Raw genomic sequence first — 14,114 nt, 5'->3', positions numbered from 1 at the left:
GATCAGTTGGTGCTGGTGGCGGTCAACCACTCGTCGATCCAGGCCTTGCGGTTCTTCTCGACGACGTCCGGGCTCATCAGGAAGGTCTTCGTCGGCACCACCAGCTTGCCGAAGGCGTCCGGCAGCGGCGTGGAGGTGGCGGCGGCCGGCATCATCCAGTTGCTGGTGGGGATGATGTCCTGGAAGCCTGTGGAGACCATGAACTTCAGGAAGTCGCGGGCGAGGTCCTTGTTCGGAGACGCTTTGACGAGGCCGGCGACTTCGATCTGGATGTAATGCCCCTCGGAGAAGGCGGCCGCCTGATAGCGTTCCGTCTTGTCCTCGATCATGTGATAGGCCGGCGAGGTCGTGTAGGACAGCACCATCGGCGCTTCGCCCTTGGTGAAGAGGTCATAGGCTTCCGACCAGCCGGGCGTGACGGTCAGGATACGGCCCTTGAGCTTGGTCCATGCGTCGGCTGATTTATCACCGTAGATCGATTTGACCCAGAGCAGCAGGCCGAGGCCCGGCGTCGAGGTGCGCGGATCTTCGATGACGATCTTCTGCGAGGGGTCGCCCTCGACGAGATCCTTCATGCTCTTTGGCGGGTTCTTGACGGTCTGGGTGTCGTAGATGACGGCGAAATGGCCGTAATCATAGGGCACGAAGACATCATCCTTGAAATCGCCGGGAACCTTGAGGGCCGATGTATCGACGCCGCTGGTGTCGAAAAGGCCAGTATCCTTGGCTTCGTCGACCAGGTTGGTGTCGAGGCCAAGAACCACATCGGCCTTGGTGCCGGCGCCTTCGAGCTTCAGGCGGGAGAGCAGCGCCACGCCATCAGTGACGCTGACGTAATTGACGGTGCAGCCGCATGTCTTTTCGAAAGCGGCCTTGACCTTGGGGCCTGGACCCCAATCGGCGGTGAAGCTTTCATAGGTGTAGATGGTCAGCGTCTTGTCGGCCGCTGCGGCGGGCTGCGTGGAAAGAAATGCTGCGCCGGCGGCAAGGGCCAGGCCGGTGAACAGTGACAATAGTGAACGGTCGAGCATCAGAGCGCCTCCTTTTGGTTTCGTCTTCAAGGGGAAAAGGGCGCTATGATTTCGTCACGCGTCTAATCCCTCCGCCGGTGTTAGCCGGATCAGGTTCCGCGGGTTGGCTGGTGAAAGCCTCTCAGCCAGATGTCCGAAAGGACATAAGGCACCCCGTTAGAGCGTCGGCAGATTTAGCCTTGTGACGAAGGGATGACAAGGGGAATGATTCCCCTGTCGATTGCAGGCTGCGCGACCTATTCGGCAGCTTCGGCGCTGACAGTGCTTTCGAATTTCTTTGTCGTGCCGGGCAGTTGCACGTTTTTCAATGTCAGCGATGTCAGAAGACCGAGCAGGCAAATGCCGGCGGCCGTCATGAACAGCGGGCTGAAGGCGCCTGCATAGGCATTGGCGACGGCCTCGCGCGTGGCTTCCGGCAAGGCCGCCATCATCTTCGGCGTCAGTTCCTCGATGTCGGAAACACCTGCGATCGAGACACCGACACTGCCGAGCTTGGCCGCTATGATGGCGCCGTAGATGGAGATGGCGATCGAGGCGCCGCCCATGCGCGACAGCGTGACGGCGCCGGTGGCGGCGCCGATGTCGCGGGCACCGGCAGCGTTCTGTACCCCGATGACGGGCACCTGCTGCGCAAGGCCGATGCCGATGCCGTGCAGCAGCATCAGGCCGCCGATGAGGGCGATGGGGGTGCCGGCATGGACGAAGGCCAGCGAAGCGAATGCAATGGTGCTGCAGGCGGCGCTAGCAACCGCGAAGGGCTTGTAGCGACCTCTTGCCGCGATCAACCGGCCGGCGGAAAGCGAGCCGCAGACGAGGCCGCCGGTCAGGAGGATGAACAGCAGGCCGGCCATCGAAGGCGACAGGCCCGTTGTCGTCTGCAGGAACAGTGCGAAATAGTTGACCATGCCGATAGCAACGGCACCGCTGGTGATCGAGATGATCAGAAGCAGACCGAATGTCGGATTGCGGAAGAGAGTCATCGGAACGATGGGCTCAGGCGCGCGGCGTTCGATGAAGACCCAGGTAATCGCGCAGATAACACCGAAGGCGATGATGCCGAGACATTGCGGCGACAGCAGCGATCCGAAGAGTTCGGTGCCGTCTGCGGCCAGCACGATGCTTGTGGTCGTCAGCGCAAGGACCAGCGCGCCGGCATAATCGATCTTTGGCCGGCGGCTCGGCTTGCGATAGGGCAGCATGGTGGCGAGACCAGCCAGCACGACGAAGCCGATCGGGACGTTGACGAGAAAGATCGAGCGCCAGCCGAACAGATCGCTCATCGTGCCGCCGAGAACGGGGCCGATGGCACCCGAAGCCATCAGTACGAGGCTTGAATAGCTCTGATAGCGGGCGCGTTTGCGCGGTTCGAACAGGTCGGCATTGACGGCGAAGATCGACACCATGATGCCGCCGCCGCCGAAGCCCTGCAACACACGGGCGGCGATCAACGTGTTCATCGACACGGCAAGGCCACAGACGGCGGAGCCCACGGTGAAGATCGCAATCGCCGTCATCATCACATATTTGCGGCCGAAGAGGTCGCCGAGCTTGCCGTAGACAGGCATGACGGCCGAAAGCGAGAGAAGATAGGCCGAGCCGATCCAGCCGAAGCGCTCGAGATGCCCGAACTCGCCGACGATGGTGGGCAGTGCCGTCGATACGATCTGGTTATCCAGCGTTGCCATGAACATGGCAGTCATCAGAAACAGGAAAAGGATAAGCCGCCGCCTGGGATCCGTCACGAGCGGCGCGAATGTTGTCTGCATGTCCATGGAACAGGGTATCCGAGCTTGTCCGAAACGCTGCGCAGCCGAACGAATGCGCGGGTCGCCCCGGTTTCATATGGGAAACATATGTGCTATTAGCATATAATTGTCAATGACAGGTGAATGCTGTTTGCATGTTTTATTTCCTTTCCGCCTCTGATATGGTGGAAAGATGACATCTGCGACGAATACACGTGAAGTTGAAGCCCCGCCGCTGACCGAAGACGAGGATCTCCTGCTGATCGGTCAGGCGATGACGCGCATGCGCCTGCTGACCGGCCGCCGCATGATCGGCAGGCTCGCCATTCAGAACGTTGCCCCAGGGCTTGAGCTTTCGCATCTTGACGTTCTCGACGTCGTGAGACGTGCCGAAGCCACGGGCGAGGTGACGGTCGGCACGATCGCCGAAGTGTTGCGCATTGATCCGTCGCGGGCGAGCCGCATCGTTGCCGACATGGTGGCGCGCGGCGTGTTGCGGCGAAAGGCATCCCAGGCCGATGCGCGGCGCATCGTCGTGGTGCTCACCGCGCTCGGGCAGCGGTTGTTGTCGGAAATCCAGGCACAAAAATACTCCATCATCGGCAGCATCTTTGCCGATTGGTCTCCTGAGGACATCGCGAGTTTCTCGCTGTTGTTCGACCGTTATGTCACGGGCTATGAAAGCGTTATCCAGACCCGGCTCACGGAAACCGCCGACTGAGCGGCCCGCATGGGCGGTTCTTGCGGCCGTCGCTCTTCCCTAAGGATATGACTTTGCGCTATGGGCTTGGCGCATGAGCCAGTCCACCACCTTCACCATCCTGCTCGGCGGCGAGCTTCGCCTGACGGACCGATTGCGCGCTGCCGTTTCCGGCAGCCGTTTCATCGCGGCCGATGGCGGCATGCGCCATGCCTTGGCGCTCGGTGTCGAACCGGAACTGTGGGTGGGTGATTTCGACTCGACGCCTGCCGATCTTCTTGCGGCTTTTCCCGGCGTGCCGAAGCAGCCCTATCCGGCCGCCAAGGCTGCAACCGATGGCGAGATTGCCGTATCTGAGGCGATCGATCGCGGCGCCGTCAGGCTGATCCTGGCAGGCGCGATGGGCGGCGAGCGCTCGGATCATGCCATCCAGCATCTGCTCTACGGCGTTCGCCTTGCCGAACAGGGCCTTGATGTGCTGCTGACCTCCGGTGATGAGGAAGCGGTTCCGCTTCTTCCCGGGCAGATGGAAATCGCGCTGCCACAAGGCTCGCTGTTTTCGGTGCTCGGCTTCAGCGACCTGACGGGCCTTTTCATCGAGAATGCCCGTTATCCCTTGCGCGACTTCCACCTGCCATTCGGCGCGTCGCGCACCATTTCCAATGTGGCGGAAGGTGCTGTGCGCTTTTCGCTCGGCAGCGGCAGGGCGATCGTTCTTGCCCGCCCTTATGATCTTACCGGAGTCTGATCTTGGCCCCTCCTATTCTGAAACTCGACGATATCTTCCTGAGCTTTGGCGGCGCGCCCCTTCTGGCCGGCGCCGGGCTGCAGGTGGAGCCGGGTGACAAGATCTGCCTGGTTGGCCGCAATGGTTCCGGCAAGTCGACGCTGCTGAAAATCGCCGCCGGCATGGTCGAAGCGCAGTCGGGCGAGGTATTCCGCCATCCGTCGTCGACCGTGCGCTATCTCGAACAGGCGCCGGATTTCGCCGGTTACAAGACCGTGGCCGCCTATGCGGAAGCCGGTCTCGGGCCGGGCGATGATCCCTATCGTGTCACGTATCTGCTCTCGCATCTCGGCCTGACCGGCGAGGAAGATCCGAACAATCTTTCGGGCGGCGAGGCCCGCCGCGCGGCTCTGGCCCGCGTTCTGGCGCCGGAGCCGGATATCCTGCTGCTCGACGAACCGACGAACCATCTGGACCTGCCGACCATCGAATGGCTGGAAGGCGAATTGCAGAAGAGCCGCAGCGCTCTCGTGCTGATCTCGCACGACCGTCGCTTCCTCGAAAAGGTTTCGACCGCCACGGTCTGGCTTGACCGCGGCACCTCGCGCCGGCTGGACCGGGGCTTTGCCCATTTCGAGGCATGGCGCGACCAGGTGCTGGAAGCCGAGGAGCTGGAACAGCACAAGCTCGGCAAGCAGATCGAGCGAGAAGAACATTGGTTGCGCTACGGCGTGACAGCGCGGCGCAAGCGCAACATGCGCCGCCTTGGCGAATTGCAGGACATGCGCTCGCGCCATCGCGGCCATAGAGGCGCTCTCGGCACCGTGCAGGCGGCTGCGTCCGATGCACAGGAAAGCGGCAAGCTGGTGATCGAGGCAGACAAGATCACCAAGACCTATGGCGACAGGGTGATCGTCTCGCCGTTTTCGATCCGCGTCCATCGCGGCGATTGCATCGGCCTCGTCGGCCCGAACGGTGCCGGCAAGACGACGCTTCTGAAGATGCTGACCGGGCAGCTGGAACCCGATAGCGGCACGGTGAAGCTCGGCACCAATCTGGAGATCGCAACGCTCGATCAGAAGCGCGAGGAGCTTGATCCGGAGGATACGCTTGCCAATTACCTCACCGACGGTCGCGGCGAAAACCTGCTGGTTAATGGCGAGCAGCGGCATGTGACGGGCTACATGAAGGAATTCCTGTTCCAGCCGGAACAGGCCCGCACGCCGATCAGGAACCTCTCCGGCGGCGAGCGCGCCCGGTTGATGCTGGCGCGCATCCTGTCGCGGCCGACGAACCTGCTCATTCTCGACGAACCGACGAACGATCTTGACATCGAGACGCTCGACCTTTTGCAGGAAATCGTTGCCGGCTTTTCCGGCACTGTCATTCTCGTCAGCCACGACCGTGACTTTCTCGACCGCACAGTGACCTCGACGATCGCGCCTGCCAATCCGGAAGAGCCTGATGGCCGCTGGATCGAATATGCAGGCGGCTATTCCGACATGCTGACCCAGCGCAAGGGCGCGATGGAAGAACGCAAACGCGCGGAAAAGGCTGCGGAAAAGCCGAAGGCCGCCGAGGCCGGGGCATCCGCCGCCGATGCTTCGAAGGGCAAGGCTAAGCTTTCCTACAAGCAGAAATTTGCGCTGGAGAACCTGCCGAAAGACATGGCCAAGGCGGAGGCAGAGATCGCCGCCCGCGAGAAGAAAATGGCCGATCCCAACCTCTTCACCAAGGATCCTGCGACGTTCAATCGTCTTGCGGCCGAGATGGAAAAGCTGCGCGAAGGCCTGACCAGGATGGAAGAGGAATGGCTGGAGCTTGAAATGCTGCGTGAGGAACTCGAGAGCTGAGGCTCGGATCTGCTCATCCTATGCGCGTTCATCTATATGAGAAAAAACAAAAGGTTGCGCTGTGTCGCTACCGCCTCATTCCCTGTTGTCGAATCCAATAAACCGTTTATACATTAACCCATGTTGCCGGACCATGAGCCGGTTGATACCCCCGGGCCACCGCGGCCCGTGGCGCATGTTGGGGAAGTCCGAAGAGACCTGATTGGATTTCGCCTGATGGCGACGGGTCCTTCGCAGAAAGTAGCAAGCAAATTTCGTGATCGCTTAACGCGGCGGCGCTCCTTGCTGTCCGCGGTTTTCCGAGGGGGCCTTCATGCCGGTGCTGCCGCGTTCCATTTTGTTCAGCTGTGTTATTGCCGTTTTTTCCGGTGCTCAGGCTTTGGCGCAAAGCGCGCCGCCGGCTGCGCCCGTGACGGTCGCCAAGCCCGTCGTTCGCGACGTCATCGATAGCGACGAATTCATCGGGCGCTTCCAGGCGGTCGATGAGGTCTCGGTACGGTCGCGGGTCGGCGGCTATCTGCAGGAGGTGCACTTCAAGGACGGCACCATGGTCAAGCAGGGCGACCTGCTTTTTGTCATCGACCAGCGGCCGTTCATCACCACGCTGAACGAGTCGACGGCTTCGCTCGAAGTGGCGAAATCGTCGCTGACGCTCGCCGACGCGCAATTCAAGCGGACGGAATCCCTGTCTACGACGGGCAGTCAGTCGGCCTCGACGCTGGATGACCGCCGCCGCGACCTCCTGTCCGCGCAGGCGAATGTTCGCGGCGCCCAGGCAGCCGTCGATCGCGCCAATCTCGATATGGATTTCACCAAGATCACCGCACCGCTGAGCGGCCGGATCGACCGGCGTTTGATCTCAGTCGGCAATCTCGTGCAGGCCGACCAGACTATCCTCACGACCATCGTGTCACTTGACCCGATCGATTTCTATTTCGACGTCGATGAACGCCGGCTGCTTTCCTATGCCGATCAGGCGCGTAAGAACGGCAGCGCCCTGCAGCAGGGCGGCGGCGGCCTCGATGTCACGGTGACGATCGCCGATTCCAAGCAGAAGCCCTTCAAGGGCAAGCTCGACTTCGCCGAAAACCGCGTCGACAATCAGACGGGCACAATCCGTGTCCGCGCCACCTTCCCGAACCCCAATCTCATTCTCCAGCCCGGCCTGTTCGGGCGCGTCCAGGTGCAGGGGTCCAACAGCTACAAAGCCATCCTGGTGCCTGACGAAGCCATCGGCTCGGATCAGAACCAGCGGGTGGTCTATACCGTCGACACGGCCGGCAACGTCACGCCGAAATCCGTGCGGCTGGGGCCGAAGCTCTATGGCTACCGCGTCATCCGTGACGGCATGACCGGTGACGAGACCATCATCGTCAACGGGCTGATCCGCGTCCGGCCTGGCGTCAAGGTTGCGCCTCAGCTGATCGAGCTGCCGCAGGAAGCGACGAACGACGAGCCGCCTGCGCAGGCGGATGCACAGGGGACGGATCAATGAGGTTTTCCCATTTTTTCGTCGACCGGCCGATTTTCGCGTCGGTTCTCTCCATCGTGCTGCTGATCGTCGGCGGCATTGCCTATTTTCAGCTTCCGGTGGCGCAGTATCCTGAGGTCGCGCCTCCGACAATCGTGGTGCGCACCTCCTATCCAGGCGCCGATTCCCAGACGATCGCCGATACGGTAGCAACGCCGATCGAGCAGGAAGTCAACGGCGTCGAGGACATGCTCTATATGTCCTCCTATTCCAGCGCGGACGGCTCGATGGCGCTGACCATCACCTTCAAGCTCGGTACCGATCTCGACAAGGCGCAGGTGCTGGTGCAGAACCGCGTCGCCATCGCCGAGCCGCGGCTCCCCGACGATGTCCGCCGCATCGGCATCACCACGGTCAAGAGCTCGCCCGACCTGATGATGGTCGTGCATCTCCTGTCGCCCAACAATCGCTACGACCAGCTCTATATCTCCAACTATGCCCGCACGCGCATCCGCGACCTGCTTGTCCGTCTGGACGGCGTTGGCGATGTGCAGCTCTTCGGCGAGCGGCAATATTCGCTGCGCATCTGGCTCGATCCGGAAAAGCTCGCCGCCTATGGCATGACCGCAGGCGATATCGTCCAGGCGTTGCGGGATCAGAACGTGCAGGTTTCGGGCGGTTCGATCGGCGGACCGCCGGTGTCGGGCACCAATGCCTTTCAATATACGGTGACGACGCAGGGGCGCTTTTCCGATGCGCGGCAATTCCGCTATGTCATCGTCAAGGCGACGGATAGCGGCCGGCTCGTGCAGCTGCAGGACGTCGCCCGTATCGAGCTCGGCGCTCAGGACTACGTCACCAACAGCTATCTGAACGGCAATCCGGCGGTTGCACTCGGCATCTTTGCCCGTCCCGGCACCAATGCGCTCAATGCTGCTGCCGATATCCAGAAGACGATGCAGAGTCTCGCGCAGGATTTCCCTCAAGGGCTCGAATATCGCATCGTCTACAATCCCACAGACTTCATCGCGGAATCGATCAACGAGGTCTACAAGACGATCTTCGAGGCGGCCGTGCTCGTTGCCATCGTCGTGCTGGTGTTCCTGCAGTCGTGGCGGACGGCAATCATTCCGATCATCGCCATTCCGGTGTCGCTGATCGGCACCTTCGCCTTCCTGCTCGCCTTCGGCTTCTCGCTGAATATGTTGACGCTGTTCGGTCTGGTGCTTGCCATCGGCATTGTCGTCGACGACGCGATCGTCGTGGTCGAGAATGTCGAGCGCAATCTGGCGCTCGGGATGACGCCGAAGGAGGCGTCGCATGTGACGATGAACGAGGTCGGCACCGCGGTTCTGGCGATTTCGCTGGTGCTGATCGCGGTCTTTCTGCCGACCGCCTTCATTCCGGGCATAACGGGGCAATTCTATCGGCAGTTCGCGGTGACCATCTCCATTGCAACAGCGATCTCCTGCCTGAATTCGCTGACGCTCTCGCCGGCGATTGCGGCGATCGTGCTGCGTCCGCATGATCACAAGAAATCCAACAATATTGCCTCGCGTTTCGGCCGCGCTCTTGGCGACGGTTTCAACCGGGGCTTCGAGTCGATGAGCCGGGGCTATTCCTGGATCATCCGCCATCTGGTGACGACCTGGGTCGCGCTTGGCTGCGCTCTTCTGGTTTTCGTCGGGCTGCTCGGTGCGACATATTACATGGGCAGGATCGTGCCGCAGGGCTTCGTTCCCACCATGGACCAGGGTTATGCCATCGTCGTCGTGCAATTGCCCGATGGCGCGTCGCTGGCGCGCACCAACGCCGTCATCGAGAAGGCGACGGCGATCATCAACAAGACGCCTGGCGTCGAAAATGCGGTTGCCTTCGCCGGCTTCAATGGTGCGACCTTCACCAATGCCTCGAATTCCGGCGTCATCTTCACGCCCTTCAAACCCTTCGAGGAGAGATTGAAGAGCGGCGAAAGCGCCATGAAGATCATCGGCCAGCTCTATGGCAGCCTCCAGGGTATCCAGGAGGCGTTCATCATCGCCATTCCGCCGCCATCGATCCGCGGCGTCGGCAATTCCGGCGGCTTCAAGATGCAGATCATGGACCGGGAAAATCCGGATATGCGCCGTATCCTGCCGCTCGCCTATCAGATGATGGGCGCTGCCGCGCAGAATAAGGGCGTCAGCGGCGTCTTCACCACCTTCTCGGCCAATAGCCCGCAATATTTCCTGGCGATCGACCGCGACAAGGCGCGGGCGCTGAATGTGCCGATCCCGAATATCTTCGAGACGCTGTCGATCAACCTCGGCACATCCTACGTCAACGACTTCAACGCCTTTGGCCGCGTCTATCAGGTGCGGGCACAGGCCGACCAGCAGTATCGCATGGACCGAGAAGATATCCTGGCACTGAAAGTTCGTTCCGCAACCGGCGCTCTCGTGCCGCTTGGAACGCTCGTCGATATCCGGGATACGACAGGGCCGGCGCTCGTGCAGCGCTACAACATGTATGTCTCGGTTCCCATCCAGGGCAATCCGGGGCCGGGCGTTTCGACGGGCAGCGCGCTCGACACCATGGAAGGGCTGGCAAAGAACCTGTTGCCGGCGGGCACAACCTTCGAATGGACGGAACTTGCCTATCAGGAAAGAAATACCGGCAATACGGCAGTCTATATCTTCGCCCTGTCGGTCATCTTCGTCTTCCTGGCGCTTGCGGCCCAGTATGAAAGCTGGACGCTGCCACTCGCCATCATCCTGATCGTGCCGCTGGCGGTGCTCGCTGCATTGATCGGGGTTTACATTAGAGGCATGGACAACAATATCCTGACGCAGATCGGCCTGATCGTGCTGATTGGCCTTGCGGCCAAGAACGCGATCCTGATCGTCGAGTTTGCCCGGCAGGCGCAGCTGGAAGGAAAGAGTGCGGTGGAGGCGGCGATCGAGGCCAGCCATCTACGTCTGCGCCCGATCCTGATGACGGCCTTCGCCTTCATCTTCGGCGTCGTGCCGCTGATGATCGCCACCGGACCTGGCGCGGAGATGCGCCAGTCACTCGGCACGGCGGTGTTCTCAGGCATGCTTGGCGTGACAGTGTTCGGCCTGTTCCTGACCCCGGTGTTCTACGTCGTGCTGCGTCGTCGGCGCAAGCAGGTGGAGGCCACTGCCGAAGAGCCATCAGCCTCAGACGCGGCCGCGCAATAACATCAGCAAGAGCGGCTCAGCTTTCCATAGGATGGCTGAGCCGGTCCAATCGTCTGTTTTCATGCAATTCCGGACGGAAAACCGCCGCGCACCTTTTAGAGATGCGGGTTGCGCGGTCGGTATTTTTTCACCAGCCGCTGGTTGATCTCCTTGGCGCCCGGCATGTTGGCGCTGAGGTAAACTGGCGGCTCGCCATCCTTGCAGAGCTCGGCAGCGACATCGGCGAAGATGGCGTTCAGCACTGTGGTGCCGATGGCGGTCGATGCCGGGCCGACCTTCAGCTCCGTGCCTGGCAGGTCGATGATGGCGTCGCCCGGCGGTAGGCCATTGTCCAGTACGATATCAGCGATATCGGCAAGCCTCCGCCGGCCATTGGCAATCGCCGCCGAATAGGCGAACGACGTAATGGCGATGACGGTGGCGCCGATTTCGCGGCCGAACTCGGCCGCCTCGATCGGCGCGGCATTGACGCCCGAATTGGACGCGATGATCAGCACATCGCCCGGCTGCATGCCGTACCGCTCGAAGACCGGGCGGATAAGGCCCTCCGTGCGCTCATAGACCGAGCTGATGACAGCGCCCTCATGCAGCATGGCAGATCCCACAAGCACGGGGATGGTGAAGGCCAGGCCACCGGCGCGGTAGTGCACCTCTTCAGCCAGCATATGCGAATGGCCGGTGCCGAAGACATAGACGCGACGATCGGCGCGTGCCGCCGTGCAGATGGCGGCTGCGGCTCTGGACATCGGCTCGGCAAGCGTTTCGCGCAAGGTTTCCAGCCGGCCGATAAGGGCGGAGAAATAGCTGTCGGTGACTGCGCTCATGCCGCGCCTCCTTTTCGAGTGTTTTAGGCCGAAGGCTGGCCCGAGATCCATGTTCCCGTGACTTCGATGCCGTCGTCGATATGGACGAGGTCGGCACGGGTTCCGGGTGTCAGGTGGCCACGATCCGTCAGGCGCAGGAAGCGGGCAGGATAGGATGTCGCCATCCGCAGAGCTTCCGCCAGCGGCAGCTCGAGGACATTGACGCCATAGCGGATCGTCGAGGCCATATCGACGTCGGAGCCGGCAAGCGTGCCGTCGTCCAGCGTCAGCTTCGAGCAATAGCCGCCCTTGGTGCGATAGACGGTGCGGCCGTTCAGTGTGAAGCTCGGAAGATCCGTCCCGACGAGCGACATTGCATCCGTGACGAAGAATAGCCGTCCTTCGCCTCGCTTGGCGCGCAGCCCGACGCGCAGCGCGATCGGATCGACATGGTGGCCGTCGGCAATGATGCCGCACCAGGGGGCAGGGTGGTCAATGGCCGCGCCGACGAGGCCCGGCGCACGATGGCCCATCTGGCTCATGGCGTTGAAAAGATGGGTAACGCCGCGGGCGCCGGCGTCGAAACGGGCATCCGCTGCTTCCGCCGTGCAATCGCTATGGCCGATGCTGACAATGACGCCGCCTTCTGCGAGCGCCTGCACCTGCCGCTCCGTCACCTGCTCGGCCGCCATGGTGACCAGTAGCGTGCCGATTGCCTCGCGGGCGCGGATGAAGGTCCTGACGTCGCTGTCCTCGACCGGGCGCATCAGCTCGGCTAGATGCGCACCCTTGCGGGCCGGCGCCAGATGCGGGCCTTCCAGATGCAGGCCGGCGACGCCGCGATTGGCTTTCACCGCCTCGATTGCGGCCTCTATGGCTGCCGTTGTCGCGGCCGCGACATCGGTGATCAGCGTCGGCAGCAGCGAAGTGGTGCCGTAGGGCCGATGCCCGTCGGCGATCAGATACATGGATTCGGGTGAGGGTTCGTCGTTCAGCATGCGGCCGCCGCCGCCGTTCACCTGCGCATCGATGAAGCCGGGAGAGAGAACGCCGCCTTTCAGCTGGATCGTTTCGGCATTATCAGGCACATCGTTGACACTGGTGATGGCATGGATGCGGCCATTACCGATCACCAGCGCGCTGTCCTCGTGAAACCGGTCGCCGTCGAAGATACGGGCGCCGGTAAAGACCTTGTAGTCCATCACATGGTCTCCGTTACCTTGAGAAGGTTAGCCGGCTTGTCTGGGTTGAATCCCTTGCGACGTGTCACCGACTCGATGAGGCGATAATAGCACAGCAGCGACACCAGCGGATCGAGCAGGCCGTTGCCGGTGCTGGGCATGCGCACGTTGATGCCGGCAAGCGGCGCGGTCGAGAAGGAGACGGCTGTCGCGCCGAGCTTCTGCAGGCGCTCGAGCGCCTGGGCATTATTGGCGAAGGCAGCGTCGTCGGGCGAGAAGGCGACGATCGGGAAGCCCGGCTGCACGAGGCGCATCGGGCCATGCATCAACTCCGCCAGCGAAAAGGCTTCAGCATGCAGGCCGGCCGTTTCCTTGGCCTTCAACGCGGCTTCGAGTGCGATGGCGAAAGCCGGGCCGCGGCCACCGGTATAGAGGGAGGACGCATTGAAGAGCACATCTTCGGCTGCCGTGCCATCGATGCCGGAGGTTGCTGCGAGTGCTTCCGGCAGGTTGGCGAGGCCGGCAGTGAGCGCCTTGTCCTGCGAGATCGTTGCCGTGACGCCGGCAAGAGCCGCAACCGAGGCGATGAAGGATTTCGTGGCGGCGACACTCTGTTCCTTGCCGGCGTTGAGGCCGAGCACGATGTCGGCCTCGTTGGCAAGCGGGCTATCGGTGACGTTGACGACGGCGATGGTGGTGGCGCCGCCCTTCTTGGCGGCGGCCTGCAGCGCGATGATGTCGGGGCTGCCACCGGACTGCGATACCGTGAAGTGAATGCCGCCCTTCAGGTGAAGCGGCGCGCCGTAGACCGAGGCGATCGACGGGCCGACAGAGGCGACAGGGATGCCGCAGGAGATTTCGAACAGATATTTGAAGAAGGTGGCGGCATGGTCGGAAGAGCCGCGCGCTGCCGTGGTGATCAGCGACGGACGGCCCGAGGAGAAGAGCTTCGCGATTTCGGCGAAAGCAGGTTTTTCCTTTTCAAGCAGCGTCGCAACCACCTCGGGCGATTGGCCGGCTTCCGTCAGCATCAGGGACTGGGTCTCGCTCATAGGTCATCTCCAATTCTCAATTCAGCAACAAAATCATAGGCATCGCCGCGATAATGCGAGCGGGTATATTCAACGACGCGCTGGTCCGCGAGGCGGGAGACGCGCTCGATCAGGAGCGCGGGTGCCCCGGCCTTGACGGTCAGGATCGATGCGGAAGTGGGGTCCAGCGTCACGGCCGTCAGCCTCTGCTGCGCGCGCACGGGCTTGTACCCCCGGGCGGCGAGCGCATCGTAGAGGGAGCCTTCGGATATGGCATCTTCGCCCAGGAACTTGATGGGAACGACGGCGCGCTCGATGGCAAGCGGCTGGCCATCGGCCAGGCGCAGGCGGTCGAGCCGCAGCACGGGTTCG

The 14,114-nt window shown here is 62.1% G+C and carries 11 protein-coding genes and 1 riboswitch; of the genes, 5 read left to right on the top strand and 6 right to left on the bottom strand.

The genetic code is table 11. From position 1 onward, the window contains the following. Positions 1 to 2: 2 nt before the first annotated feature. Both thiB and BSK43_RS02875 read right to left on the bottom strand, forming a co-directional pair. Positions 3 to 1,031 carry a thiamine ABC transporter substrate binding subunit gene (thiB, locus tag BSK43_RS02880; protein WP_077470509.1) on the bottom strand — a complete coding sequence of 343 codons (1,029 nt, stop codon included), beginning with the start codon at positions 1,029 to 1,031 and terminating at the stop codon, positions 3 to 5. 49 nt (positions 1,032 to 1,080) lie between these two features. After that, positions 1,081 to 1,197: riboswitch (TPP riboswitch) on the bottom strand. A gap of 70 nt (positions 1,198 to 1,267) precedes the next feature. After that, complete coding sequence (locus tag BSK43_RS02875) at positions 1,268 to 2,803, bottom strand: MDR family MFS transporter (RefSeq protein ID WP_077470510.1); 1,536 nt, start codon at positions 2,801 to 2,803, stop codon at positions 1,268 to 1,270. A gap of 166 nt (positions 2,804 to 2,969) precedes the next feature. Here BSK43_RS02875 and BSK43_RS02870 point away from each other — a divergent pair, with 166 nt between their 5' ends. The 5 genes from BSK43_RS02870 (at position 2,970) to BSK43_RS02850 (ending at position 10,727) form a co-directional block, all read left to right on the top strand. Further along, positions 2,970 to 3,497 carry a MarR family winged helix-turn-helix transcriptional regulator gene (locus BSK43_RS02870; RefSeq protein WP_077470511.1) on the top strand — a complete coding sequence of 176 codons (528 nt, stop codon included), beginning with the start codon at positions 2,970 to 2,972 and terminating at the stop codon, positions 3,495 to 3,497. A gap of 73 nt (positions 3,498 to 3,570) precedes the next feature. Beyond that, positions 3,571 to 4,224 carry a thiamine diphosphokinase gene (locus tag BSK43_RS02865; RefSeq protein ID WP_068389905.1) on the top strand — a complete coding sequence of 218 codons (654 nt, stop codon included), beginning with the start codon at positions 3,571 to 3,573 and terminating at the stop codon, positions 4,222 to 4,224. A 2-nt stretch (positions 4,225 to 4,226) separates the two neighbouring features. Next, a complete protein-coding gene (locus tag BSK43_RS02860; RefSeq protein WP_077470512.1) occupies positions 4,227 to 6,056 on the top strand; it encodes an ABC-F family ATP-binding cassette domain-containing protein in 1,830 nt (609 codons plus the stop codon). Positions 6,057 to 6,369: 313 nt separating this feature from the next. Beyond that, a complete protein-coding gene (locus BSK43_RS02855) occupies positions 6,370 to 7,551 on the top strand; it encodes an efflux RND transporter periplasmic adaptor subunit (RefSeq protein WP_077470513.1) in 1,182 nt (393 codons plus the stop codon). Then, positions 7,548 to 10,727, top strand: a complete 3,180-nt coding sequence (locus BSK43_RS02850) for a multidrug efflux RND transporter permease subunit (protein ID WP_077470514.1) — start codon at positions 7,548 to 7,550, stop codon at positions 10,725 to 10,727. The genes BSK43_RS02855 and BSK43_RS02850 overlap by 4 nt, the downstream gene beginning before the upstream one ends. 95 nt (positions 10,728 to 10,822) lie before the next feature. Here BSK43_RS02850 and BSK43_RS02845 read toward each other — a convergent pair whose 3' ends face one another. From BSK43_RS02845 to BSK43_RS02830, 4 genes are all read right to left on the bottom strand, one after another. After that, positions 10,823 to 11,551, bottom strand: coding sequence for an SIS domain-containing protein (locus tag BSK43_RS02845; RefSeq protein WP_077470515.1), 729 nt, complete (start codon positions 11,549 to 11,551; stop codon positions 10,823 to 10,825). Positions 11,552 to 11,574: 23 nt separating this feature from the next. After that, positions 11,575 to 12,732, bottom strand: a complete 1,158-nt coding sequence (gene nagA, locus BSK43_RS02840) for an N-acetylglucosamine-6-phosphate deacetylase (protein WP_077470516.1) — start codon at positions 12,730 to 12,732, stop codon at positions 11,575 to 11,577. After that, positions 12,732 to 13,763: an SIS domain-containing protein gene (locus BSK43_RS02835; protein WP_077470517.1), complete on the bottom strand. Its 1,032-nt coding sequence runs from the start codon at positions 13,761 to 13,763 to the stop codon at positions 12,732 to 12,734. The genes nagA and BSK43_RS02835 overlap by 1 nt, the downstream gene beginning before the upstream one ends. Next, on the bottom strand, positions 13,760 to 14,114 hold a 355-nt coding region (locus tag BSK43_RS02830), incomplete at its 5' end, for a GntR family transcriptional regulator (RefSeq protein ID WP_136686692.1). The genes BSK43_RS02830 and BSK43_RS02835, both read right to left, overlap by 4 nt.

Origin of the sequence: Rhizobium sp. P44RR-XXIV, from assembly GCF_001999485.2 — a bacterium.
In the GTDB taxonomy this organism is placed as follows: Bacteria; Pseudomonadota; Alphaproteobacteria; order Rhizobiales; family Rhizobiaceae; genus Rhizobium.
The sequence above is the reverse complement of the archived record's forward strand: the minus strand, read 5'-3'. Positions and strand labels throughout refer to the sequence as shown.

What these genes read in the sequence shown, in the direction of transcription:
- BSK43_RS02875 (WP_077470510.1), bottom strand. Translation starts at nt 2,803, where the DNA reads ATGGACATGCAGACAACATTCGCGCCGCTCGTGACGGATCCCAGGCGG.
- BSK43_RS02835 (WP_077470517.1), bottom strand. Translation starts at nt 13,763, where the DNA reads ATGAGCGAGACCCAGTCCCTGATGCTGACGGAAGCCGGCCAATCGCCC.
- BSK43_RS02845 (WP_077470515.1), bottom strand. Translation starts at nt 11,551, where the DNA reads ATGAGCGCAGTCACCGACAGCTATTTCTCCGCCCTTATCGGCCGGCTG.
- nagA (WP_077470516.1), bottom strand. Translation starts at nt 12,732, where the DNA reads ATGGACTACAAGGTCTTTACCGGCGCCCGTATCTTCGACGGCGACCGG.
- BSK43_RS02850 (WP_077470514.1), top strand. Translation starts at nt 7,548, where the DNA reads ATGAGGTTTTCCCATTTTTTCGTCGACCGGCCGATTTTCGCGTCGGTT.
- thiB (WP_077470509.1), bottom strand. Translation starts at nt 1,031, where the DNA reads ATGCTCGACCGTTCACTATTGTCACTGTTCACCGGCCTGGCCCTTGCC.
- BSK43_RS02865 (WP_068389905.1), top strand. Translation starts at nt 3,571, where the DNA reads ATGAGCCAGTCCACCACCTTCACCATCCTGCTCGGCGGCGAGCTTCGC.
- BSK43_RS02855 (WP_077470513.1), top strand. Translation starts at nt 6,370, where the DNA reads ATGCCGGTGCTGCCGCGTTCCATTTTGTTCAGCTGTGTTATTGCCGTT.
- BSK43_RS02870 (WP_077470511.1), top strand. Translation starts at nt 2,970, where the DNA reads ATGACATCTGCGACGAATACACGTGAAGTTGAAGCCCCGCCGCTGACC.